At 55.0% G+C, this 24,034-nt stretch carries 15 protein-coding genes and 1 pseudogene; 6 read left to right on the forward strand and 10 right to left on the reverse strand.

Annotated features, from left to right (window positions below; all coding sequences use genetic code 11):
- Nucleotides 1–153 precede the first annotated feature (153 nt).
- The 3 genes from AC2FFH_RS21460 to AC2FFH_RS21470 all read left to right on the forward strand — a co-directional run bounded on the left by AC2FFH_RS21460 (nt 154) and on the right by AC2FFH_RS21470 (nt 4,044).
- Nucleotides 154–846, forward strand: coding sequence for a sugar transferase (locus tag AC2FFH_RS21460; protein WP_496770285.1), 693 nt, complete (start codon nt 154–156; stop codon nt 844–846).
- A gap of 51 nt (nt 847–897) precedes the next feature.
- Nucleotides 898–3,348, forward strand: a complete 2,451-nt coding sequence (locus AC2FFH_RS21465; RefSeq protein ID WP_496845278.1) for a tetratricopeptide repeat protein — start codon at nt 898–900, stop codon at nt 3,346–3,348.
- A gap of 147 nt (nt 3,349–3,495) precedes the next feature.
- Nucleotides 3,496–4,044 carry a polysaccharide biosynthesis/export family protein gene (locus tag AC2FFH_RS21470; RefSeq protein WP_496770290.1) on the forward strand — a complete coding sequence of 183 codons (549 nt, stop codon included), beginning with the start codon at nt 3,496–3,498 and terminating at the stop codon, nt 4,042–4,044.
- A 21-nt stretch (nt 4,045–4,065) separates the two neighbouring features.
- On the opposite strand, the gene AC2FFH_RS21475 is transcribed toward AC2FFH_RS21470, so the two are convergent.
- From AC2FFH_RS21475 to AC2FFH_RS21485, 3 genes are all read right to left on the reverse strand, one after another.
- Complete coding sequence (locus AC2FFH_RS21475; protein WP_496845279.1) at nt 4,066–4,944, reverse strand: glycosyltransferase family 2 protein; 879 nt, start codon at nt 4,942–4,944, stop codon at nt 4,066–4,068.
- Nucleotides 4,945–5,113: 169 nt separating this feature from the next.
- Nucleotides 5,114–6,121, reverse strand: coding sequence for a ParB/RepB/Spo0J family partition protein (locus AC2FFH_RS21480; RefSeq protein ID WP_496845280.1), 1,008 nt, complete (start codon nt 6,119–6,121; stop codon nt 5,114–5,116).
- Nucleotides 6,122–6,259: 138 nt separating this feature from the next.
- Complete coding sequence (locus AC2FFH_RS21485) at nt 6,260–7,666, reverse strand: AAA family ATPase (protein ID WP_496845281.1); 1,407 nt, start codon at nt 7,664–7,666, stop codon at nt 6,260–6,262.
- Between the two features lie 431 nt (nt 7,667–8,097).
- Here AC2FFH_RS21485 and AC2FFH_RS21490 point away from each other — a divergent pair, with 431 nt between their 5' ends.
- On the forward strand, nt 8,098–9,111 hold the full coding sequence (locus AC2FFH_RS21490; RefSeq protein WP_496770306.1) for a replication initiator protein A: 1,014 nt from the start codon (nt 8,098–8,100) through the stop codon (nt 9,109–9,111).
- Between the two features lie 332 nt (nt 9,112–9,443).
- On the forward strand, nt 9,444–9,998 hold the full coding sequence (locus AC2FFH_RS21495) for a VPLPA-CTERM sorting domain-containing protein (protein WP_496845282.1): 555 nt from the start codon (nt 9,444–9,446) through the stop codon (nt 9,996–9,998).
- 260 nt (nt 9,999–10,258) lie between these two features.
- Here the strand turns inward: AC2FFH_RS21495 and AC2FFH_RS21500 are convergent.
- Together AC2FFH_RS21500 and AC2FFH_RS21505 are read right to left on the reverse strand one after the other, a co-directional pair.
- Nucleotides 10,259–10,453, reverse strand: a pseudogene (locus tag AC2FFH_RS21500) (IS30 family transposase); the annotation flags it as partial.
- 130 nt (nt 10,454–10,583) lie between these two features.
- Nucleotides 10,584–12,917: a LamG-like jellyroll fold domain-containing protein gene (locus tag AC2FFH_RS21505; protein ID WP_496845283.1), complete on the reverse strand. Its 2,334-nt coding sequence runs from the start codon at nt 12,915–12,917 to the stop codon at nt 10,584–10,586.
- 545 nt (nt 12,918–13,462) lie between these two features.
- Here AC2FFH_RS21505 and AC2FFH_RS21510 point away from each other — a divergent pair.
- The gene (locus AC2FFH_RS21510) at nt 13,463–14,425 is read left to right on the forward strand and encodes a sulfotransferase family protein (protein ID WP_496770312.1); all 963 of its coding nucleotides are present in this window, start codon (nt 13,463–13,465) and stop codon (nt 14,423–14,425) included.
- A 10-nt stretch (nt 14,426–14,435) separates the two neighbouring features.
- Here AC2FFH_RS21510 and AC2FFH_RS21515 read toward each other — a convergent pair whose 3' ends face one another.
- The 5 genes from AC2FFH_RS21515 to AC2FFH_RS21535 form a co-directional block, all read right to left on the reverse strand.
- Nucleotides 14,436–15,599 (reverse strand): class I SAM-dependent methyltransferase, encoded by a 1,164-nt coding sequence (locus tag AC2FFH_RS21515; protein ID WP_496845284.1) that lies wholly within the window; start codon nt 15,597–15,599, stop codon nt 14,436–14,438.
- Nucleotides 15,596–16,771 (reverse strand): class I SAM-dependent methyltransferase, encoded by a 1,176-nt coding sequence (locus AC2FFH_RS21520; protein WP_496770318.1) that lies wholly within the window; start codon nt 16,769–16,771, stop codon nt 15,596–15,598. Before AC2FFH_RS21520 ends, AC2FFH_RS21515 begins: the two co-directional genes overlap by 4 nt.
- 17 nt (nt 16,772–16,788) lie before the next feature.
- Entirely contained in the window at nt 16,789–19,113 is a 2,325-nt protein-coding gene (locus AC2FFH_RS21525; RefSeq protein ID WP_496770321.1) for an NAD-dependent epimerase/dehydratase family protein, read from the reverse strand.
- Nucleotides 19,114–19,115: 2 nt separating this feature from the next.
- Nucleotides 19,116–19,892 carry a glucose-1-phosphate cytidylyltransferase gene (rfbF, locus tag AC2FFH_RS21530; RefSeq protein ID WP_496770325.1) on the reverse strand — a complete coding sequence of 259 codons (777 nt, stop codon included), beginning with the start codon at nt 19,890–19,892 and terminating at the stop codon, nt 19,116–19,118.
- 159 nt (nt 19,893–20,051) lie between these two features.
- Nucleotides 20,052–24,034 (reverse strand): FG-GAP-like repeat-containing protein (locus AC2FFH_RS21535; RefSeq protein ID WP_496845285.1); only part of this gene is annotated, 3,983 nt, incomplete at its 5' end.

Here is a 24,034-nt window from a genome sequence, read left to right on the forward strand (position 1 = left end):
ATGCAAAAACAAAATTAAAGCTGTTAAACTTTTGGTGGGGGAAATTACAAAGAACCATCGCCCATTTGTGTTATGCGCCAGTTTTAGGCGCGAATTTAATAGTGACAACGAGGTCTGAGCAGACTGTTGTAAGTGTTTGGGGTTATTTTGTTTATGACATCTCATGTAAAAGAATTCGCTGCGGCCGAAACGGCGTCCGCCGAGCGGCTTCGTCATCACAGCATCGCGACACAGCCTTCAAGATTCTATCGGGATCGCATCAAGCGTTTGTTTGACGTTGTTTTGGTTGTCCTGGTGGCACCGTTTGCTGTGCCTTTAGTGACCGTCTTCGCGCTTATTATCGTGATGACCGGGAGGTCGCCGTTTTTTCGCCAGCGTCGGATCGGCAAAGATGGCACAATCTTTGAAATGCTGAAAATCCGCACCATGGAACCCAATGCTAAAGAGAGGCTGGAGGCTCATCTGGCTGCTGATCCCAAAGCCCGGGCCGAATGGAACAGCACACAGAAACTGAAGAATGACCCCCGCATCACACCGATCGGGAAATTCCTGCGCAGATCGTCCCTCGACGAATTGCCTCAACTGTGGAACGTCCTGCGCGGAGATATGTCCATCGTCGGCCCCCGCCCCATGATGGAAGATCAGAAGCCCCTGTATCCCGGAAAGGTCTATTACGCCATGCGCCCGGGCATTACCGGGTCGTGGCAGGTTTCTGATCGCAACGAGACAACTTTTGCCGCGCGGGCTCGGTTTGACAAAAACTATTATGACAGTCTGACATTCAAAACTGACCTGTCGATTCTTGTAAAAACTGTGGGCGTTGTTCTACGCTGTTCGGGTTACTGACACGAACCGACAACGCATGGTTCCTGCATCTGGGGCTGGAAGATCAATAGCATGCTGCAAAACAGCTTACTGAGGTTTGCCCTTATCCTCGGGCTCGGTCTTCTGGCCGCCTGTGATACGGCGGAAGAACGGGCTGAAAAACACTTTCAAACCGCACTGGAGCATCTGGAAAACGGCGATTTCGAACGAGCCAAAATCGAGTTTCGCAATGTTTTCAAGCTGAATGGCACACATAAAGAAGCCCGTCTGACTTTTGCCCAGATGCAGCGTGAACTTGGTGCTATCCCCGAAGCATATGGTCAGTATCTGCGGTTGGTCGAACAATACCCGGACAATCTGGAAGGTCGACAAGCCTTGGCAGAGATGGCGTTAGAAAGCGGCGATTGGGAAGAGGTTGAACGTCATGGGCGCGCCGCTGCTGAAATCGCTCCAGAAGACCCGCGGGCCCGATCTATGCTGGCGGTGCTGAATTATCGCGATGCTACAAGTGATAGGGACAGTGCCGCGCAAACGACCGCCTTTGAAACCGCGCGGTCGCTTTTGGCCGAGAACCCGGATCTGATCGGCGCGCATCAGGTCGTGATTGACAAACTGATCCAGGGTCAGGACTGGCCTGCTGCGCTGGACGCGCTGGACGCGGCGTTACAAACATCTCCAGACTTCACACCCCTCTATACAATGCGTCTGGCAGTACTGAACGAGATGGACGACATGGCCGGCATCGAATCACAGATGCTGCAGATGACCGGGCAGTTTCCCGACGATCCGAACGTCGTTTCGCTGTTGCTGAACTGGTATCTGACAAACGAGAATTTCGAGGCCGCCGAAGCTTACCTGCGAGCCGAAGTCGACCCGGATGCAGAGACTCCCGACAACCGCATCCGGCTGATCCGGTTCCTCAATGAGTATCGCAGCCCCGAGGCCGCCCTGACCGAGCTGGATGCGGCCTTGGCGACCACCGGTCCTCATGACACCGCCTACCGGTCACTACGGGCCGTTTTCGCCTACGAAAACGGAAATGCCGAGGCCGCTATCGCCGAACTACGGGATGTCCTTGTCAAGGCCGAGCCCTCAGCAGAGACCAACAATATCAAAACCACACTGGCCCGCATGCTGAACGCTACTGATCGCACTGAACAGGCAAAAGCATTGGTTGAAGAGGTTATAACCTCGGATGCGCGTCATGTGGGGGCCGCAAAACTCAAGGCCCGCTGGCTCATAGAGGATGACCGCACCGGTGAGGCCATCGCACTGCTGCGCGCCGCCCTTGGGGAAAGCCCGCGCGACGCACAATTGATGACACTTTTGGCCAGCGCTCACGAGCGCGACGGCAACCGTGACCTGATGGCCGAGATGCTGTCACTGGCGGTCGAAGCTTCCGGTGCCGCGCCCGAGGAATCCATGCGGTATGCGACATTTCTGGCCAGCAACGAACAGGGTCTGAATGCAGAATCCGTACTGACCGATGCGTTGCGGGCGCGACCGGACAATATCGAGCTGCTGGCGACCCTCGGGACACTGTACGTAGATCTGCAAGACTGGGGCCGGGCTCAGGGTGTCATCGACCGACTGGACGTTTTTGGCGAGGACACAGCCGGTATCACGAACAACCTCACGGCGCGGATGCTGGCAGGACGAGGCAATGAAGAGGCGCTGTTGTCCTTTCTGGAAACACTCTCACAAGACCAGACCTTCGGTCAGGTGGCCGAGGTCGGCCTGATCCGGTCCTATATCGGGCAGGGTGAAATCAACACAGCCCTGACCCGGGTCGAGCAAGCCCTGCAGGAGACACCGGACGACCCGGCACTGCGGTTCGTGAAAGGATCGATCCTGATTCTCCACAACCGCCCGGACGAGGCAGAAGCCGCCTTTCAGGCGCTTTTGGAGGACGCACCCGAAACCGAACAGGTCTGGCTGGCACTCTACCGTTTGAAAACCATTCAAGGCAATCCGGACGCAGCCGCCCAAGTCCTGGCTGAAGGCTTGGCAGCCCTGCCCGGCAACCTTAATCTGCGGTGGGTCAAAGCCGGAGCACTGGAACAACTCGGTGATATTGACGGTGCCATCGGAATGTATGAGGTACTCTACGCCGAAAACAGCCATATACCAATTTTTGCCAATAACCTGGCAAGCCTTCTGGCTTCATATAGGGACGACGCAGAAAGCTTGGAGCGCGCATTTACCATAGCACGCCGTCTTCGCGGTACAGACATACCTGCTTTTCAGGACACCTATGGCTGGATTGCCTATCGCCGGGGCGATTTCGACGATGCTCTGATTCATCTGAAACCGGCGGCACAAAATCTGTCTGGCGACCCGATGGTGCAATACCATCTGGGAGCCACCTATGCCGCGCTGAACCAGAACGCCGAAGCTCTGGAAGCGTTCCAAGCCGCCATCGAACTGGATCCCCCTGCCCCGCTGCTGGAAACCGTGACGGCTGCGATCGCAGGTTTGACATCGGAATTGGAAACAGTCCCGACAAACAGCGCAGATAATTGAATTCCAAGGGGCATTCCGGTCACAACCTGCGGACCACGACTCTGCCAGGTCTTACGGACTGCGTGGATACACGCTAACCTGCTCTCTCAACTTAAGCATTTATGAGGACCAGCTATGTTCAGGGTTCTGTTCGGATTTTTTACCATAATGCTCCTTGCAGTCTCAGCGCAGGCGCAAAGCAATTACCGGATCAAATCGGGCGATTCGCTCAATATTGAAGTGCTGGAAGACACCAGCCTCAACCGCAACACGCTGGTCTTGCCCGACGGATCGATCAGCTTTCCGCTTGCAGGCAGTATTTCCGCCGGCGGACGTACTGTCGATCAGGTTAAAACTGATCTGACAAGTGCACTGGCATCCAATTTTGCCGCTCCTCCGACCGTATTCGTCTCGGTTGGTGCCGTTGCTGTACCACCGCCTGCAGCCGCCGCCATCCCGGCCACAAAGGAAGTCTACGTCACAGGCGAGATCGCCAATCCGGGAAAACTGCAAGCTACCCCCAGCACCACAATTCTGCATGCAATCGCCCAGGCTGGCGGGCTGACCCGTTTCGCAGCGGACAAACGTATCCAGCTGCGCCGGGGTGATCAGGTCTTTTTGTACAATTATCGCACAAATGGCGGCGGCATCTCGGGCAGCACGGTTCTGGCCCCGGGCGACGTGATAGTTGTACCGCAGCGCAAGTTATTCGAGTAACACCAAATCACAATAGAGCCACTACCCCGAAAATCCGCGACGCCATTCCTGGCGGCGCTTCCATATTTCGGACCACACCTGCGCATTGTCTCCACCCGGACGCAGCACGGAGAAAGCCAACCGCCGGGTCAGAGGCCAGAACCCAAACAGCACCTTCGCTAGTGGTCTTTGCCAACCGGGAATATGGCGGTTTATCAGTTCGTTCTTGGCCTGCAAAAGACGCACCATCTTGTCGCTACGGACCTTCTCGGAAGCTCCGCCATAGTGCACAATCACAGCATCAGGGGTCATGCGCGGTGCGGCCCCGAGGGTTTGGGTCGCCCGCAGACATAGATCGGCCTCTTCGCCGTACATGAAAAATGTCAGATCAAACCCACCCAGCGACTGCCAGTCTTCCCGCCGGATCAACAGAAAGCAGCCCGTAACGATATCCACCTGGCGTTCGGCGCCACGGTCCCACCCGCCATAGGCCTCGGAGTTAAAAACCGGACTGTTCGGGAAAATACCGGTCAGCCCGAAGGTACGGCAAGAGATATTCCACAGGTTCATCCGGCGCCAACAGGAGGTGGGGTTGAGGCTGCGGTTGCCGTATAGCGTACGCCCGCCCCAAACGCGGGCGTCAGGCCGGGTCTGGGCAAAGGCGACCAGTTTGTCTATGGCCGCGTCCAGAACCACGGTATCCGGATTGAGCAGCAGGATATATTCCCCTAGGGCCCGCTCGGCGGCGATATTATTGGCCTTGGCAAAACCATGATTTTCCCCCTCAGCCAGAAGAGTGATATTGGGAAACTCGCGGGCGATCGCCTCAGCGGACCCATCGGTTGAAGTGTTGTCCACCACGAGCAGTTCATAAGACAATCGGGTTTCAGCCTGAACCGAACGCAGACACTCCAGCGTCATTTCGCAGGTGTTGTAGCTGATAACTATAATGGAAACTTTGGGCACAGGTGCTGACACGAAACTCTTCCACAAACTAAAACTTAAAACGGATCATACATTCTCAGAGTTATGGCCAGCCCTACGATACAACGCAAGCTCCTGAACCGTGATGTTTCGCGCGCGAAACACTTCAGAGCTGATCGGCCAGCCACGCTTTCAGCCGTGTGTGCAGATCATCGGTCATCCCAGTCAGTATCAGGGATTTACCATTGGTAGAACGGGTCAGAGTGACGGATCCAATAGTTTCACCTGGACAGGCTGGCATATTAGAACCCTTGTATAGAGCCTGTTTCTTTGCCTGAGACAGCCGATTCAGCAGCGCTGCCTCGCCCTCAACTGTATCCGGCTGCGCCCTGCCCAGTTCCCGGGCAATACGGGGCCCCAGAGCAGGATCTTCCTTCAATGCCTTCGACAGGCTCAGTCCGAGCCTTTCCGGGATTGCCGCAGCAAAACGCAGATGGTCGTCCAATGCGTGATAGATGACAATGAAGGATCCGATCTTGGATCGTTTCGCCCGGCTGACGGAGGTGAACAAGCCGCGCAGGGCGGCACCCTCATTAGTATAGACCCCCTGCTCGGCCGCGCGGGCCGCAATCCGGGCCCGTTCATAATAGGACAGCCCGACGCGGATTTCGTTTTCCTCGACCATCGCCAGATAGGCATCCGAGGCGCTCTCAGGCCGTCTGAGAAGGGTTTGTACAGTGGCAAAGCGCTCTTCTCCTGTTTCCGAATAAAGGGCCTTCAACGCGGTTAGGCGGCGCCAACCGGAAATCAGGCCGAACCGCCCCTCAGCCAGTTTCACCACTTCGATCGGAGTCTGCTGGCCACGCGCACGCAGGCTTTCGACCAGAGCAGCCATCTCATCCCCGTCCACCAGAATGCGGTCACGTACCAGATGGGTTTCCTCAATTGCGTCCAGAGGCACCTGCTGCACCAATCGGCCCTCCGCACGGGCGGAGCGAATTTCGGTGCTCAGATCATCCACCGCAGCCTGTAAGGCCGTATCTCCAGCGACCTGCGCAATCGGTGGAGCCGATTGAACCGATGGAAACATGGAATTTGTCTCGGGTGCTGCGCCCGTGGCACCAGCAGGCAGAAAATCGGTACGAGCCGGGGTTAGCCGTTTGCGTTTTGCCATCTCAGGTTTCTCCTTGTCCGGCTGTCATAGACTCTGTTGCACGCCGTTCGGTTACCACTGCGTGCGGTCTTCCGAGCGACCCAGACGGAAGACAGACATGTTTCGCGTGCGAAACATTACACGGGCAGGGCAGGGGTCTCATGGCACGGGTTCCGGCTGCTGTTCGGCCTGCGAGGCCAGTTCCTCGCGCCGCCAGACGCCCACAACCAGCCGTTTGAAGGCCGCATAGGTTTCGTCAAAGGTCTCGCGCCCCCGTGCATAGGTTTCACGGTTGAAATCCCTGTAGTCGGCCTCATAGATACCGTTCACCTGCTCACCCGCCTGACCGATCAGCGCCGTGAATTCCTGCCGGTGGGGCGACAGAGCGCTACCCAGATACGATTGCATCAGCCCCGCCAGTTCGGCCTGCTGAGTGCCGTCATACCGGGTGATCACCGTACGCACCGCATCCCATTCAAAGGCCATCTCTTCGCGCCCCAATGCACGCGCGGCCATGTTTTCCCCTTCTTCGATTGACTGAAAGGTGGAATGCAGCATGTCGAAGAACCGACCCGTGGAATCAAATTCCAGAAACGAGGCCCCCATGGGCACCAGCAGAATATCCGCCGCCGACAAGCCATTGATCGTCAGATACCCAAGCGCGGGCGGGGTATCGATGAAGATCAGGTCATAGTCGTTAAGGATGCCATCCGCCTCAAGCGTCTCGGTCAAGGCGTCCCACAGTTTCCAGCCGCGCGCCTGCATCCGCCAGACAGGGATCTGGAATTCGGCCCAGTACAGGTTCAGCTGCGCTCCGATTAGGTCGATATTGGGCCAGTGGGTTTTCTGGATCAGACCATCGGCACGGGTTTCCAATGCCTCCATCAGCGTGTCGTCGATGGGGTGGGGGGCTTCTCCGCGATCCAGCCGACCCTGGTTTTCCCGCCGCAGATATGCGGCGTAGTGACGGGCCAGCAGGGGGAATACAGTTTGCCATTCGTCGGTGACCTTACCGCCAAAAATGGATGTCATCGAGCCCTGACTATCCAGGTCGATCACAAGCACTTTGTAGCCATCCAGCGCCGCTGACATGGCCAGATGGGCACAAGTCGACGTCTTGCCCACGCCGCCTTTGAAATTGGCGACCGAAACCAGCTTGGCCGGCACCCCCTCGGGTCGATATGGGCGGTACTCCTTCGCCTTAGATCCTTCCGATGCGAAATGCGTTCTCAGCTGCAACACCTCGTCCAGCGTAAACCACTTGGCGCCGCCTTCGGTTTCGGATCGGCCCTGCGGCAAACCCGGGTTGGCGCGTAGCACCCGCCGGAAGTGGGGGGCCGCAACCGGGATCAGATAGCGGGTGATTTCCCAGGTTGAAAACAGACGAAGCTGCCGCGCTTCGCCATCCTCCAAGCCCCGACTGGACAGGTCTTCGCGACCAAGTGCGCAAGCACTGGCGATTGCGGCAAAACCCGCTGTTGTAGAAGGTTCGCCCAATTCGGAAAGCGCTGTATCCGGATCAATATTGAAATAAGGCGGAAGCCTGTCTTTCGATGATATGACCATGTTGTTTCTGCTCGATGTGCTGTGTTTTTCTCAGTGTATCATAAAACACGGCATACGGAAGAGCTTTGAATACTCAGATATAATTTTATAAGAAAATCAATGGCCTGTGATCATCTCAATCGGGGCTTCAGAATGTCTGCTCAAATTTTTTTTAGTTAGAATATAGTTATATATTAGTTACGGTTTTCGATCCTGTCACTTAAAGCTTTGAAAACCAACAATTCTGAGAGCTTTTTCCGGGGCTTGGTGAATCTGATCCCACGATAATGCGATTCTGATCCCACGTTGGACCGACTCTGATCCCACGATCCGATGCTTTACCCGACCTGTGGATAACTCTAGGGTGAGCGTCAATAAAACCACGATAAAAGATTCGGGCAGGTCAGGGGCAGAAATATGGGCTGGAGCGCTTCAGTTCTGATTGATTTTTCATGAGCAGCGATGCAACTGCCGGGGCAGGGGGGCTGCTGCCGGACCGGTATCCAACAGCTGATTTCTTCGTCTGCGATATTTTCGATGCGCTGCCCAAGACCGACATGGGATCGATGGAACATCCGATGTTCTCGCTGTCGACCCGGCCTGACCGCCGCATCCTGAACTATGAACATAACGGGGTGGAAATCACCGTCACGCCTTCGGTGCGAGGGTTGGCGACGATCCATGACAAGGACATCCTGATCTTTTGCATCAGCCAGCTGATGGCGGCGATAAATGCCGGGAAACAGGTCAGCCGGGTGCTGCATCTGAAGGCGCATGATCTGCTGGTGGCCACCAACCGCGAAACGTCGGGGGATGGCTACAAACGGCTGCGCGAGGCGTTCGAGCGTCTGGCCGGCACCCGCATCACCACCAACATGGTCACCGGCGGCGTCGAGACGACCACGGGCTTCGGCCTGATCGAAAGTTGGGAGATCGTGCGCCACACACGGGCAGGGCGGATGGTCAGCGTCTCGGTCAAACTGTCGGACTGGTTGTTCCGGGCGGTGCTGGCGAAATCAGTACTGACGCTGAGCCGGGACTATTTTCGCCTGCGCAAACCGCTGGAGCGGCGCATCTATGAGCTGGCCCGCAAGCATTGCGGTCGTCAGCCCGACTGGCGGGTCTCAGTCGAGACGCTGCTCAAAAAATCAGGGTCGGCTTCTCCGCGCCGGGTGTTCCGCAAGATGCTGCGCGACATGATCGCCGCCGATCATCTGCCGGATTACGTGTTGACCGAAGAGCCGGGCGACATCATCCGCGTGTCGCGTCGCGCTGTGGTAATCGAGACAGGCGACGGCCTGCCCCTGAAACCCGAAACCCTTGAAGCCGCGCGCGCTTTGGCGCCTGGCTGGGATGTCTACGCGCTGGAGGCCGAATGGCAGGGATTTTGGGCCAGCTCCGGTCGCAAGGCGCTGCGCAGCCCGGACAAGGCGTTTCTAGGCTGGATCAAAAAGCGGGTGGGGTAGACAACAAGTAGGTGGGCTTTACGCAACATTTGTATCCCCACGATTGAGAATCGGGTGCTCCGAAACCCTCTCTCAAATGTGAACAATGGCACATTTCTCCTTAAATTGTTCACAAATCTTTAAAAAGAGCAGTCATAACATCTTAATGAATCCTTAATCTTATAGGTAAGCCTCTCTGAAATGAGGTTATTGTGTGTCGATGGGCAACCTTTCACTTTTTGGAATGTGTTATTTCTGCTAAGATGAATGAAAGGAATTTAACGTTTTAAATGTTGCTAGGGGTTAAAATGCACCGAATTCTCGCGATAGCTTTCGTCATACTGATGATGGCCATGGGCGCGCATGCCGCCACTATCAACCTCATGAACGGTGGTGATCTTCACATTTCGGGTGCCAAAGGCACATTCAACGTGGACGGTGTTTCGGGCACAGTCACAGCGGGTTCACTTGCCCACAACCCCAGAATTTCTCAGTTCCGTAATGGTATTGGAGTGCGCACGAAATGGGATGACACATCCACTCTGGATGGCCTGTTTGATGAATGGCTGACATTCGCCTTTAACAAGGCGGTGCGTTTTGTTTCGGTGACCTTCTCACATGTTGATGACAAAGACGACTGGGATATTTATGTGGGTCACACGATCGCCGCTGATGAGAATACCCAAAATTCATTCCATTTCGGTGGCGTGATTGCGAGGGCCTTTACCGTTCTGGCGGATGGACATACATGCAAATACCATATCTTCTGCGTATCGGACGATAACTTCATCATCAAGAGCGTTGAGGTTGCCCCCGCTCCCGTACCGCTCCCAGCAACCGGTCTTCTGCTGATTGGTGGCTTGGCGGGTCTCGGCTTTATGCGTCGGCGTAAGCAGCAAGCAGCCTGATTGCCCAAAACTTAAGTTTCGAGTGGCGGCAAACTTGCCGCCGTTCTTTTTTGTGGTCGGAATTATGTTCCGAGGCCTCATTTGGATATGTGGGAAAATCGACAGCCTTAGCTATTATTTCTAAAATGCAGAGTTGCAAAAATACAAATTTGTAACGCAGTCACCTTATCCTGCCATGCCGCGATTTTTTAGGTGCTCAGTCGGCCCTACACACCACACAGATTTCTCTGGCATACGTGACAGGCTTGGGGTGTCACAAATATCTGCGTGTGGTTGTGCCGCTGGTTTTTGCGCGGTCTGCGGCTTTCGGGGAGATACCGGTCGAACTGCTCGTCACGGCCATCCTTGATATAGGCAAAACGGTAGATTGTCTCATGGGATACACGGATCGGATGACGTTCCAAGCGTATACGCTCCGTGATCTGTTCCGGAGACCAGCCAGCTTTGCGGCTACAACTTTGCATCCGGTAAGATTTATTATGTTAATAGTGAAGGTTTTTTTTGCACATGCTGCTCAAAACTAAATCGGGCCGGAAACCCTGTGATTTCCGGCCCGATTTAAGATCAGTTCCTACCGCATCTCTTTTACACGATCAGGTCAATATCCTGTGGTGTGTATACTTCGTCGAAGATCGCAACATCAGAGATTGTACCGTCAAAAGCATATCCCACGGCATCATCGCCAGTGTCACTAGCCCAGCCAAGACCGCCAACCTGCAGATATTCAGCATTATCGGTCCAGTCCATATTCAGGACTTCGGTTCCGAGTAGTTCACCATCCAAGTACACGCCAACCTCGCCCTGTTGGAAATAGGCGGTGACTTCGTACTCTTGGTTGGCTTTGATGTTATCAACCTTGAATAGGGCATCATTTTCGCCATCCTGGAAACGGACATATAGGGTCCCCTTATGTATCCAGGCCGAGAAATGATCGCCACCACCTTGGTAGCCTGACGCGTCCTTCGACATCAGGCCCTGGCGGGCGTTGACGCTGTCGGCATTAAAGCTGAAGGAAATGGTACCTTCGCTGAGTTCGAAAGCCGACTTATGCGCTTCATTGACGATATCTTTGGTGAAACCGAAAAATTCGCTATCACCCTCCATGCTGAAGACAGAGTTTGGATAAACAGGCGGTTCGTCCACGACCGGTGAGTCCTGATCACTACCAGGTGAAGTTCCCTCTCCGGCCATGATTGCCCCCATCTCGTCCGGGGTTTTCAGTCCTTCTACAAGTACAACATCTGAAATGGTGCCATCAAAAGTGTGCTTGAACCCGTCTTCGCCTGATTGGGAAGCCCAACCAATGCCGCCAATCTGCAGGTATTCCGTATTCTGCGACCAGTCCATATCCGTAGAGACTGCTCCGGCAATAGAACCGTTCAACCAAACGGTTGCTCCGCCTTCGCCAACTGCCACCTGCACATCATAATCAGTGTCGGCTTTGATACCTTTGACTCGGATCGTTTCAGTGTTCTCACCATCCTGGAAACGGATGTAGAGACTGCCTTGCTTGATATAGCTGGTAAAATGATGGCCGTCGCCAGAAGCATCCTTGGAGACCAGCCCCTTCGTGCCCGAGACCGTATCGGCATTGAACGAGAAGGCGAGTGTTCCGGAAGATACTTCCAGATCTTTGGAATGTGCGGCTTCCAACACATCACCAGATCCGGCAATTTCGCGCTCGCCCATCATCGCAAATATGGTGCCCTGTGTCGGGGTGACGACGGACCCTTGGTCAGTGTTTCCGCTATCCGGTTCCGGCGTTGGTTCTGGTTCCGGCGTTGGTTCTGGTTCCGGCGTCGGCTCTGGTTCTGGTGTGGGCTGACTTCCGGTATTGTCACCCTCTGTTCCGTTGAGCAGTTCCATGAGGCGGTCATAAGCACCATAGCTTTCCGCTAGGCTACCTTCGACGGGCTGCAGGTCTTCAATCGTGATGCCCTTGCCGTCCAGCAGGCCAACGAACAAATCCGAATAGTAAAACTCGTCACTCGGATCGAGGTGTTGCATAACAATGTTATCGCCGCTGAGTTCGCCATTCTTTTTGGAGTGGATATTATACTCCACAGTTGAACCCGAGGGGGCAGCGATCCGGGTGACCGGGCCGGTCGTGCTGAGTGCATTGATTAGTGTGTTGTGGGAGATCGTGATTGTGCTGCCATCACCATCATTGATGTAAATACCATTTCCCATCTGGGTATAGATGATATTCTGCTCGATATTCAGGTTGTTATGGCCGCCTTTGCCGCCAAAGAAGATGCCCTGCATATCAAATCGGTTTTGAAGGAGCAGGACGTTACCCGAAATGTCCAGATTACTGGACGGGTTGCCCTGAAACTGCATGAAGTCGGCATGGGCATCGTCGGAGGGATAGAAATGAGTCGGCCCGATGTTATTCTGGATCACGCCGCCGTCGACTCCGCTGAATTTAAACGCGTCTGCGCCGATATAGTTTACGTTGTTTTCGGTCAGCGTCAGGTTGGTGACTGCAAAGTTAGCGACACCGTTCAGAACGTGATGAATGTCGTTGCCTGAGATCGTGATCGTATCACTGTTGTCGTGAGAATAGATACCAAAAGTCGGACCTTCGATCGGATACGGTTGGTCGGTGGGGCCGTGGATCTCAGAGTTAATGATAGCGATGTGATCACTGGCGGAAATCTCAATAGCAGATTGAGCCATTGGTGACGAAACTGTTACACCATCAAGGCGTATGTAGCTTGACCCAAAAAAATCGACAGAATCAAATTCTGCCCCCATATTGCCGTCTGCGGATTTGATGGTCACATAGTCATCGAATTTCAGACCATCTAACTTTATTGATCCGTAATCACCGGATTTCAGCAGGATTGTGTCGCCACCCGACGCTTTGGAGAGTGCCGAGAGCAATTCTGCCTGGCTTGATACGTAGATTTCTGACATGGTAGTTTCTCGTCTTCCTGATTGAAGCTGCCATCCCCGAGCGAGGGTTCCTGCGCGTGAGTGGGCGCTTGTGGAAATTCCCCCGCAGCTTTCAGGCTGCATTTGTTATGCACATTTGGTTCAGTCATACAGAAACACGCCCATAAACACGTCATGCTGACGGGCAAAATACTCACTAAGTTGGCAAGATGATCGAAGTGCCGACCCACCTGTCAGGTCGACTTCTGTCCTTCTGATACTACTCACCCCCAATGCTTACTTGGTCGCATAGCAATAGGACAAAACTGGGGCAATTCTTGTCCGTTTTGATGTAACAATTTAGGCGGCGAGTTGCTCAGAACATGTGAGATTGGAAGAAGTTTTCCGCCGGTAGCCACACTTCACGGCGAAGTTGACCTTAGGGAATGCCAATAAGTAAAAAACCCTTAAAGTCGGATAGTGAAAATTCATACATGTTAGAAAAGGGGGCCGTATGGTATCTATACGAAAGAATTTTTTGGGTGGCCCTTTTTTTGAGGCCTATCTGGATGTGAGTTATTGTTTCCATGTTTCGTGATCCAAAAGTACCAAATCTCTTTGTAACCGGAGTTCCCAAAGCTGGAACCACTTCGTTGCTGCGTTGGTTGGGCGACCATCCACAAATCGGACGAAGCACAGAAAATGAACTACGCTTCCTAATGGATTCGGACGATCCACTGTGCCGTCCGGACGGCTATTTAGCGAAAGGGTTGGCTGGGTATGCCCGTTTTTATCGCCGGGATTTAAGTCAGGATCGCACCAAATATCTACTCGATGTTTCGCCACAATATTACTATCAAAAAACCGCACAATCGGTCATTGGCAGCATTCCGGACAGCCGGGTCATCTTCATTCTGAGAAAGCCATCGGCTCGAATCTATTCTCTCTATAACTATGCCAAGAACAACAAGGTGGCGCTCGATTCGGATATGGGGTTTGCCGACTTCGTGCATGAAATTAGACGCGCCGAAAAATCGACGGTTCTGCGCCATCGGCCAATGTTGCAGCATGCGATCGATCACAGCAAGTATGCACCCTACATTCAAAAATGGCAGGGCATAGTTGGACCGGAGCGCCTGAACGTGTATCTGTTCGAGGATCTCGTGGCAGATGCTCCTGGCATGTTGCGCAACATTGCGCAGCAGCTTGGATTGGATGAATCCTTCTATGACAGTTACGGTTTTCCGGTACAAAATGAGAGCATCACTTTGAGGAATCGCGGGTTGCACAAGCTTTTGCACCGTTCCCGAAAAAAACTGCCGCGCTGGATTCGCAGATCACTTAAGCCGGCGTACCTCTACTTCAACACCCGCAAACCGGGTCGTACTAAATCGGATACCGAACGGGATCTCCTGGCGCAGCTGGATATCGAATTTCAAGAATCAGAATTGGATCTTGCCAAAACATTGGGGCGGACAGTGCCCCTCTGGCCGCATACCCGGCAAAATGCAGAAGATCGGCTCAATCTTCCTGTAACACAGGAAAGCTGATTAAGACTCGCTATCTCGCGATGACAGAGAATTCCGGGTTCAGACCCATGCCGCGCACCTGTTCGGTGATTTCGGTCTCATAAAGCGCGTTTGAGATCAGGACCAGATCGGGACTGATACCCGGCAAGGCCTCGGGGGCGATAACCGGCAGGGCCACACCGGGGGCCACCAGCCCGTGTTTGCGGGTGTTCAGATCAATCAGCGCTGCTAGCGGACGGGCCGCATCGCTCAGAGCGTTGGCAAAAGTGATACCTTTGGACCCCGCCCCCCAGATGACCACATTGCCGTCAAAGCCCGATAGCCGGCCACGCCAACGATCCAGTTCTGCTGTGGCAGCCCGGCCAAAGGCATGGGCGGCGCGTGCGATCTCGGCGGCTCCGGCGTCCAGATAATCCGGTTCACGGGTGGCAGGCCGTGCTTCGACCATCAGGAACTGGTCGCCGTATCCGGCACTGACCGAGATCGGCTCAAACCCGGTGCGGCGGAACAGGGTGGTTATGGCAGGGGCGCTCCAGTACCCGACATGTTCATAGATCACATCCCACATGGACACCGCATCCAGCATCCAGCCGGCATTGGGCACTTCGAAATAGACCGGCACGTCGCGGCCCCCGATGGCACGGCGGATATCGCTTAGCAGTGGAACGGGTTCATCGACATGTTCCAGCACGTGGCGACAGAGAATGGCGTCGAACGGACGGTCCAGTTGATCCGAGCGAAAGTATTCCCCCACGATCTCGACATTGTCGCGAGCGGTAAAGGGCGTCTCCTGTCCTTCCATCGACGGATCAAAACCGGTGGCGGTGGCCACGCCGTTCTGGGCCATCAGGTCAAGGATATGCCCGTCGCCGCAACCGATCTCGACTACATGTTTGCCCTTCAGATCATGGCGGGCCACCAGCCCGGCGACCAAATCTTCGGCAAAAGCCTGAAACTTGGGCGAGAAATGCAGGGCGTTTTCGTATCCCGGAGCATAGACCATGCGCGCGGGGTCAAAGGCACCGTTCCAGATGAACCCGCAATCTGGGCACAGTTTCAGATCCACCATGCCGGCCGGGGCCGCGCGGGCGGCGGCGGTATCTGGCCAGAGCTGGTTACAGATCACCGGAACATGGTCCAATCGGAAGATATCCTGCGCCTTGTTTGCGGCGCATACGGGGCAGGTCATGCTCATACCGCGACAAGCTCCGGTTTCAGGCCCATATTGGCCAGTTGTGCCTCAATCTCGGGCAGGTAGATCGGGTTCATCACAATCACCGTGTCAGGCGGGGCGTCCTTCAGGCTTTCGGGACCACTAACCAAGTGCCCGGTACCTGGCAGGTACTTGCCCTGTTTGAACGGGTTGATGTCGATGACCTGTGCCACTTCGCCCCCTAGATCATTGGTGGTCAGGAAGGACACGCCCTTGGACCCACCACCCCAGATTGCCACCCGTTTGCCCGCACCGTGGCGGGAGCGGACGAAATTGGTCCAGTAGGTGCGGATCTCGGCCACCTTTTGTGGGAAGACGGCGGCCAGTGCCCGCACCGCACCCAGATCATCCTCTTGCTGCAGCGCCGGACGACCGGCCGTCGGTTCGGCATATTGAATGATGTATTGATCATCATAGGCCAGATACAGCTTTGTCACATCGAACCCAGCGCGCCGGAACAGCCGGGCATGGCTGCCCTGAGTGAAGTATGAACAATGCTCGAAATAGATATCCCAGAACGCGCCTTCGGCCAGCACCCTGTACACATCCGGGGTCTCGAAAAAGACGCCCACATCGGGCCGTCCGTCGATCACCTGCGCGATCTCATGCATGAACCGGCCCACTTCAGGGATATGCTCCAGCGTGTGACGGCAGGCAACGAAATCAGGGGTCTTGGTAATGGTGGCGGGGTCGAAATATTCGCGCTGAAATGTGATCTCGTGCCCATCCGCGCCGGGCAGGCGCTCGGGGATGAAACCGGGATCGACACCCAGCCCAATCGTACCGGTCTGGTCCGCCAGTTCCTGCAGGAACTCGCCCTTGCCACAACCAATCTCCAGCGTCCGCTTACCCTTAAGATCGTAAAGCGAGGCGACCTCGGCCGCCAGATCACGGGCAAACCGGTTGAACGTGCCGGAAAAATGCTGGCTTTCTTCGGTGGTCGAGGCGTAATCCACCTTGGACAGATCAAAAACCGAATTGAAGACAAAGCCGCAATCGCCACAGAATTTCAGCACCAGCGGGTGGCGGGGGAAGTTGCGCGCCTCGTCTTCGGTGTCCAATAGAATGCAGCTTTGCACCGGGATGGCATCCAGCCGGTAAATTTCTGACAGGGACTGCCCGGCACAAGCCGGGCAACAGGTCAGTTCACTCATAGATGTACCCTCCGCCGTCAGGATTCGACAATTTCCAGTTCGGGGATCGGTACGACAAACTTGCCGCCCGCCTGCAAAAAAGCCTGCTGCTGGCGGATGATCTCGTCCCGGAAATTCCACGGCAGGATCATCACATAGTCAGGCTTGTCCGCCATCAGCCTCTCCGGCTCATCAATGCGGATGCGCACGCCGGGCATGTATTTGCCCTGCTTGTGGATGTTCTTATCCACCGCATATTCGATGGCCCGATCGTTGAGCTGCAAAAAGTTCAGCATGATCGTGCCCTTGGCTGCCGCACCATAGGCCGCGATGCGTTTGCCGTCCGCTTTCAGATTGCCCACCAGCTTGCGGGCCTGATCACGGAAGGCGCGGACACGAGCGCCGAAGCTTTTGTAATAGTCGAAGCGGTCCAGCCCCAGGTCATGTTCTTCGGCCAGAATGTCGGTTACAGCCTGCGTGGGCGCTGCGGTTTTGCCAAAGAACAACCGCAGAGATCCACCGTGAATTGCCACCCGGCGCACATCGTTCAGATACAGACCGTGCCGTTCAAACAGGGTCTTGGCCGAACCTACCGAGAAATAGCACAGATGCTCGTGGTAGATCGTGTCGAACTCGATGAAATCGATCATGTCACGAACATAAGGGAACTCGACCACAACCTGCCCGTCATCGGCCAGCAGTTCGGCCATGCCCGCCACCAGATCATTCTGATCGGCCACATGGGCCACCACATTATTGGCGATGATGACATCGGCGCGCTTGCCTTGTGCACGCAGCTCACCAGCAACGCGGGTGCCAAAGAAATCGATCACCGTATCGATGCCCTTTTCACGCGCTGCCGTAGCAGGTTGCGAGGCCGGGTCTATGCCCAGAACCTGAATCCCTTCGCCCTTGAAGTTCTGCAGCATATAGCCGTCATTCGACGCGATCTCGACCACCAGGTTATCCGACCCAAGCTTGCGTTTCTCGATCAATTCCAGCGCGTTTGCGCGGGAATGTTTCAGCAGATCTTCGGAATAGGACGAGAAATAGACATAGTCGTCGCCGAACATTTCCTCGGCCGGACGGGTCTCCAGCAGCTGCACCAGCGTGCATTCAGGGCAATATCCCAGCCGTAGTGGCACCAGAGACTCTTTATGGGCCAAACCGCTTTCCTCCAGAAGGCCGTCAGACCGCGGCATCAGGCCGAGATCGAGAATGGGCTGCAGTCCTTTGTGACCGCAGGATATGCAACAGACCTTCGCACTGTCGGTCACGAAATCCGAAGGTTCGGCCTCTTGTGTGTTTTCAGGGGTGCGCGCGGACAGGCCATTCTCGGTATGTTTCAGGGTGACGTCGATGATGTCATCGGCGATCAGTTTCTTGATATGACCGATCCGCTGGTACCGGGGGCCTTCGAACTCTTCCAGCGTCAGTTCCTGCGCCAGATAGGATTCATACAGCGACTGCGCCCCCTTGCGGGCGTCCCATTGCGGTTTGAAATGCGGCATGATCCGTTGGATCTTGTCGCAGTTCACCCGGTAGGACCGTTTGTCGGGGCCAGCATCATCGGCAAAGGTCACTTCGCAACCCGGAACCACATCGGCGACGATCTCGGCCAGTTCGCGGATCTGGTAATTGTGCTCGGTCACGCCGACGTTGAACGCCTCGTTGCGGATTTTTTCGACGGGTGTGTCCAGCGTTGCCAGGAAAGCGCGGCTGATATCTTCGATATGGGTGATTGGCCGCCAGGGCGTGCCGTCGGATTTCATATGGATGTTGCCGGTGGTCACCGCCCAGGCGACGAGGTTGTTCAGCACCAGATCAAACCGGATGCGCGGGCTGACACCATAGGCCGTGGCCGAACGCAGGAAGGTCGGGCAGAACGTGTCATCCGCCATCTCGGCCAACGCCAGTTCGGACTTGACCTTGCTTTCGCCGTAAGGCGTCACCGGGTTGAACGCCCCGGTCTCATCGATGAAATCCGATCCCGACGCGCCATAGTTCGAGCAGGAGGACGAGAATACAAAGCGTGACACTCCAGCTGCCTTAGCAGCGCGGGCTACATTCATCGTGCCTTCGTAATTGATTTCATAGGTGGTTTCAGGGCGGAAATCGCCCAGCGGATCATTCGAAAGCGCCGCCAGATGCAGAACGGCATCAAAACCCAGTAGATCGGCCGCCTCGATGTCGCGGATGTCCTTCAGGATCGTCGGGACCTGTGGCATCTCTCCGCCCGGCGCGAAAGTGCAACGCTCGTACAGATCGCTGTCGATACCCGCAACCTCATGTCCGGCAGCCTCCAGCATGGGGGTTAGCACCACACCGATATACCCACGGTGACCAGTTACCAAAACACGCATAATTACTTCTCCCAAACCGCCCAGGGGCGCTCACCAGAATCCCATAGCTTTTGCAGATTGTGCTTGTCGCGCAGAGTGTCCATCGCTGCCCAGAACCCGTCGTGGCGATAGGCCATCAGCTGGCCGTCCTTGGCCAAATTCTCCAGCGGCGCATGTTCGAACATGACCATGTCGCCTTCGATATAGTCGAACACCTGCGGCTCAAGGATAAAAAAGGCACCGTTGATCCGGCCTTCGGCCGTTTGCGGTTTTTCCTCGAACGCAACAACCTGATCTCCCTCGAACCGCATATGCCCGTAGCGGGCGGGCGGGCGTACCGCAGTGATGGTCGCCAACTTACCGTGATGACGGTGAAAGGCCAGCAGCTTGTGCAGATCCACGTCCGACACGCCATCACCCCAGGTCAGCATGAAAGTCCCGTCACCCAAATAGGGTTGCAGCCGTTTGACCCGTCCACCGGTAAGGGTTTCATCGCCGGTTTCGATCAGATCGACGGTCCATGGTGCGTGATCCTGGTCGTGGCGGACCAACGGTTCCGGATGTCCCATGTTGACCGTGATATTACCCGCCAACGTTCCGTATTCCGCGAAATAACGCTTGATGTAATTGCCCATATACCCAAGGGCGACCGCAAAATCGTTATACCCGTAATGGGAATAGGTCATCATGATGTGCCAAAGGATGGGCATACCGCCAATCTCGACCATTGGCTTGGGCCTGATCGAGGTTTCTTCTGCCAGACGCGTTCCTTTGCCCCCAGCGAGAATTGCAACTTTCATGGAAATTCTCCGTTAACACAAATGTAATCGTAATCTTGCCAAAGAGACTCTGGCAAAGAAATAGGCCAATATTATGAAATGAAGCATTCCTCCGGAAACTGACAATATTTACTCGGTACCGTATCTCGATTGAGGTAATATGATGATTTGTTACATTCCTCAGACCAAAAGCGTATCCGCATAGATGAAATCATCACTGTTGAGATCCAGCCCGTAGACACTGTTCAGAAGGCCGACAAGCTCGTCAGCTTCGCCATTTTCACCAATTCGCCAGATCGCGGTGCCCGGTGATAGACCCGGCGCATCCGTACTGAGTATGTAGTCTGCGGCAGATCCGGACAGCTGCACCTGGTCGGTGCCCGAGGCAAAATCGTAGACAAAGCCGTAATCGTCTTCGCCCGCATCAGCCCCGACCCCGTCATCGTAATAGGTGCCGTTCGCGTCTCCGAAGACAAAGACATCCGCGCCGCCAGCGCCGACAAACACATCCACCTCGCCCAGGCCCGGCGTGGCGCTCCCGGTATCGACGGCGACCTGAACCTCAGCGCTGTCATCGCCCTGGATAATATCGCTGCCGGTGATCTCGGTGACCGTCAGATCGCCGAAAGTAACGTCATAGTAATGGGCGTTGAGGTAAAGCGACCCTGTGGCCGGTGCTTCGTCCAGGCTGAAAGTTTCAGTTGCCTGCAGTGTCCAGCCAGTTGGCTCAGCCGTTCCAACCTCCCAAATCTTAATACTGTAGATTCGGTCATAAATGCCGGTCTGTTCGACTCGGACCGTGAAATTGTAGGTCAACCCTTCCTGAAGGCTGAAACTCTCGAGCCCAAGGGTTTCGGAGAAGGAATGGTAGCTGAAGCTCGTCAGATCGTTGTCTTCCCAGAACAACAGGGCTCCGGGTTCCCAACCCGATTTTGGTTGGAAGTTGCTAACAGGCTCGTCTGTATGCCCATTCCACAACAGGCCGAAGGCGAGGCCGCCGCCATCGCGCCCCCTTGGGTCGACATTTTCGAGATCATGCATCGTAACGGTGAGATTCAGTTCGTAATTGTCCCAGCCCTGATCACCAATGACCAAGACACGGTCATATCCAAGATCGACAGGGCGCACGCCAGTGCTGTCCCACGACCAAGTGCCGTCGATCACCTGAACCACATCCTGAAGATTAGTGACCGTTTCCCAGTCAATACTGTAATTGGGGTTCCAGACATTGTCGGATTCATATTTAACAGTCACGTCATAAGTTGCGGTAGATCCGTCTACGAAGTCGGCCGTAATGGTAATGAGATCGTCAGTTGCGGATCCATCGAGTTCGGCAAAAGCGAGGTCGATGTTAAAATCGCCCGGATCCTGCAAACGGCGGGTATCTGCGCCGACAGACAATACCCGATCCGCTCCGCCATTGAGCGAATAAGTCAGCCCCGTTACTTCTCCGACGACATTGCCCAGAATGTTGATCCACACCTGCCCTTCGCCAGGAGAACCGAAGGTCTGTTCTTGGCCATACCAGACATTGATCGGATTACCGACAGTCAGGTTGACGGTGGCATTGTCACTGCCACTGCCATCCGAGATGGTGTAAGTGAAACTATCCGAGCCAGAATACCCCGCGTTGGGCGTATAGGTCCAGGTGCCGTCACCGTTGTCAAACAGGGCACCGTTGGCTGGCTGCGTAAACGCTGTCAGGCTAAACGGGTCTCCTTCGGGGTCGCTGTCATTGGCCAGCAAATCCGCAGTGACATTAATCAACATAGCAGTGTCGACGGGGGTCACCAGACCGCTGTCATCCATTGCGTTCGGCGGTTGATTAATTGGGGTAAAGCTCTTGTCTTCATCCTCAATAATATCGGTCCAAGTCTGAAAATAATCCACTTGCGCAATAAAGCCAGTCGCATCGCCGGTATTGCCCGCGAATACGCCGGTTTTAGTCGCGTTCAGCGCATGAGAGAAATTGCCGGCTGTTGTCCAGGTCGATCCGTTGAGAGAATACTCCAGCGTCCAATCGTCTCCCGACCGCACTACGCGCAGATAAGGTGCAGTACCGGCAGGAATCTCGACCTTAAAGGCCACACTTGATGCGCCATTCACAGTGATGCCGGCAAAGGCATAGAACTTATTGCCATCAGAATAAGTATCAAAGCGCAGCCAGTTATCTGCGTCCTGTTCGACCAGCAATCCCTGAATTTGATATCTTTCCGTTGGCGTGGTCAGGAAGCGGGTCTCGATCTGGAAATCTACGTCCAGAACTGATTGGGTCGCGCGGGCGGAATTATTGACATGCCATGCATCATAGGCTCCGTCCGGTGTGACCAGAGCGAGGTAGGCGTCTGTAGCCGTTGTCCCAAAATTTGACGAAATTCCCGATGGGCCTTCGATGGTCCAGGCCGGATCAAGAACACCTGCGGCGAAATCGTCTGAGATCAACCCGTTTGCAGGTGGTGGAGTTGCGATATCCAGATCAATGCTAAACGTGGAGCTAGGTGCTATACCGTCACTCAGCTTCAAAACAATACTGTCGCTGCCTTCAACTGCGCTGATCTGATGATAAGCCACCCGATCTAGATTTATGTCTTCCTGCGTGAAGCTGTCACCGACACCAAGCGCCACACCGTCCAGGCGTAATTCACCCAGCTCGGGCAATGCATCCAACGTGTAGGTCAGTAGGGCCGCCGATTGCTCGGCATCGGTTGCTGATAAAAGGTTTGCATCAATGGCCAGACTGTTGCCAGGCGCCAGATCAACGGCCTGGAATTTTTCGTGGAATAAAATGGAAATGGTGCCATCCGTCTTGCTGGCTCCAAGGATATCCACCAACCCGTCACCGTTCACATCCGTCGGAACCGCGCCATAGGCGCCAATGGCATTGCCATCCGCAATCACAGTGGTGAAATTGCCATTACCGTCATTGAGATACAGCCGGATCGTGTTGTCATCGACACTGGCCGAGGTCACGTCGATATCCCCATCTCCGTCAATATCAGCGGCATCGACATAGCGTGCGGCCACTGCCTGCGTGGTGATCGTTGCCTTAGTGAACACCCCACCGTCATTACGGTACCAAGAAATGGTGTTATCGTTCTTGCTGGCGTTCAGGATATCCAGATCGCCATCCCCATCGATGTCAGCAGCCGTGGTGAAATAGGACCCGTCAGCCGTCGTGTCGATTACCCGCTTGGTGAAGTTTTCGCTGCCATCATTTTCATACCAAGCCACCGTATCGTCTTCGAAGCTGGCAGCGACAATATCTAAATCCCCGTCCCCATCAACATCAGCGGGTACCGAAGATTTCGCGGCCAGCGCTGCGGCATCGATGATATAAGTGGTGAAATTCTGGTTGCCGTCATTCTCGTGCCACGAAATGGTACTGGCCTCTTGCCCGGCGGTAACCAGATCAAGATCGCCATCCTCGTCGAAATCGACGGCAAAGATCGAATGCGCACCATCCTCGTTCAAGATCACGGTCTTGGTGAAGTTCCCTGTACCGTCATTGCGGTACCAGGCATAGACATCCTCGCGATAGCCGCCGACCAACACATCCATATGCCCGTCCTGGTCTAAGTCAGCCAGAGAGGCCGGATAAGATGATTCCAGTGCCGCGTCGATCACATGTTCGGTAAACCCGAAGGTCCCGTCATTCTCGAACCAAACAACGGAATCGTTCTGCTCGGAGGTAGCGACGATATCCAAGTCGCCGTCATGGTCGAAATCCGCGGCCAGTGCGATATGTGTCAAAGGCATTGCGGTGCTGACAATAGTTTTGGAAAACCGGCTGTCACCGGTGGTAATCAGAGGCGCAGTGTTTAAAGAACTCAGCGAAACCGTAGCAATATCGCTGGCTCCTGAGGGATCGGTCACCCGATATGTGAAACTATCATTGCCTAGGTGGCCGGGATCGGGGATGTAAGAAAAGCTGCCGTCAGGGTTGAGGGTTAGCGTGCCGTTTTCCGGGCCGGTCTCAAGCGTAGCCGTCAGAGCATCTCCGTCCGGATCGCTGTCATTGCGCAATACGCCGTCCAGCGCGGAAACCACAAGGCTTTCACCCTGATCAAACAGATAACTATCAGCTGTCGCATCTGGCGGGTCATTGTTCGGGGTGGTGTCGTTAACGGTGAGATTTACAGTTGCGGTGTCGGAGCCGGTGGCAT

This window comes from Ruegeria sp. YTSC003 (genome assembly GCF_059609785.1).

Bases quoted from the DNA above. Each gene is read 5' to 3' on its own strand.
- AC2FFH_RS21460 (WP_496770285.1), top strand. From the start codon at position 154: ATGACATCTCATGTAAAAGAATTCGCTGCGGCCGAAACGGCGTCCGCC.
- AC2FFH_RS21465 (WP_496845278.1), top strand. From the start codon at position 898: ATGCTGCAAAACAGCTTACTGAGGTTTGCCCTTATCCTCGGGCTCGGT.
- AC2FFH_RS21470 (WP_496770290.1), top strand. From the start codon at position 3,496: ATGCTCCTTGCAGTCTCAGCGCAGGCGCAAAGCAATTACCGGATCAAA.
- AC2FFH_RS21475 (WP_496845279.1), bottom strand. From the start codon at position 4,944: ATGACGCTGGAGTGTCTGCGTTCGGTTCAGGCTGAAACCCGATTGTCT.
- AC2FFH_RS21480 (WP_496845280.1), bottom strand. From the start codon at position 6,121: ATGGCAAAACGCAAACGGCTAACCCCGGCTCGTACCGATTTTCTGCCT.
- AC2FFH_RS21485 (WP_496845281.1), bottom strand. From the start codon at position 7,666: ATGGTCATATCATCGAAAGACAGGCTTCCGCCTTATTTCAATATTGAT.
- AC2FFH_RS21490 (WP_496770306.1), top strand. From the start codon at position 8,098: ATGAGCAGCGATGCAACTGCCGGGGCAGGGGGGCTGCTGCCGGACCGG.
- AC2FFH_RS21495 (WP_496845282.1), top strand. From the start codon at position 9,444: ATGGGCGCGCATGCCGCCACTATCAACCTCATGAACGGTGGTGATCTT.
- AC2FFH_RS21505 (WP_496845283.1), bottom strand. From the start codon at position 12,917: ATGTCAGAAATCTACGTATCAAGCCAGGCAGAATTGCTCTCGGCACTC.
- AC2FFH_RS21510 (WP_496770312.1), top strand. From the start codon at position 13,463: ATGTTTCGTGATCCAAAAGTACCAAATCTCTTTGTAACCGGAGTTCCC.
- AC2FFH_RS21515 (WP_496845284.1), bottom strand. From the start codon at position 15,599: ATGAGCATGACCTGCCCCGTATGCGCCGCAAACAAGGCGCAGGATATC.
- AC2FFH_RS21520 (WP_496770318.1), bottom strand. From the start codon at position 16,771: ATGAGTGAACTGACCTGTTGCCCGGCTTGTGCCGGGCAGTCCCTGTCA.
- AC2FFH_RS21525 (WP_496770321.1), bottom strand. From the start codon at position 19,113: ATGCGTGTTTTGGTAACTGGTCACCGTGGGTATATCGGTGTGGTGCTA.
- rfbF (WP_496770325.1), bottom strand. From the start codon at position 19,892: ATGAAAGTTGCAATTCTCGCTGGGGGCAAAGGAACGCGTCTGGCAGAA.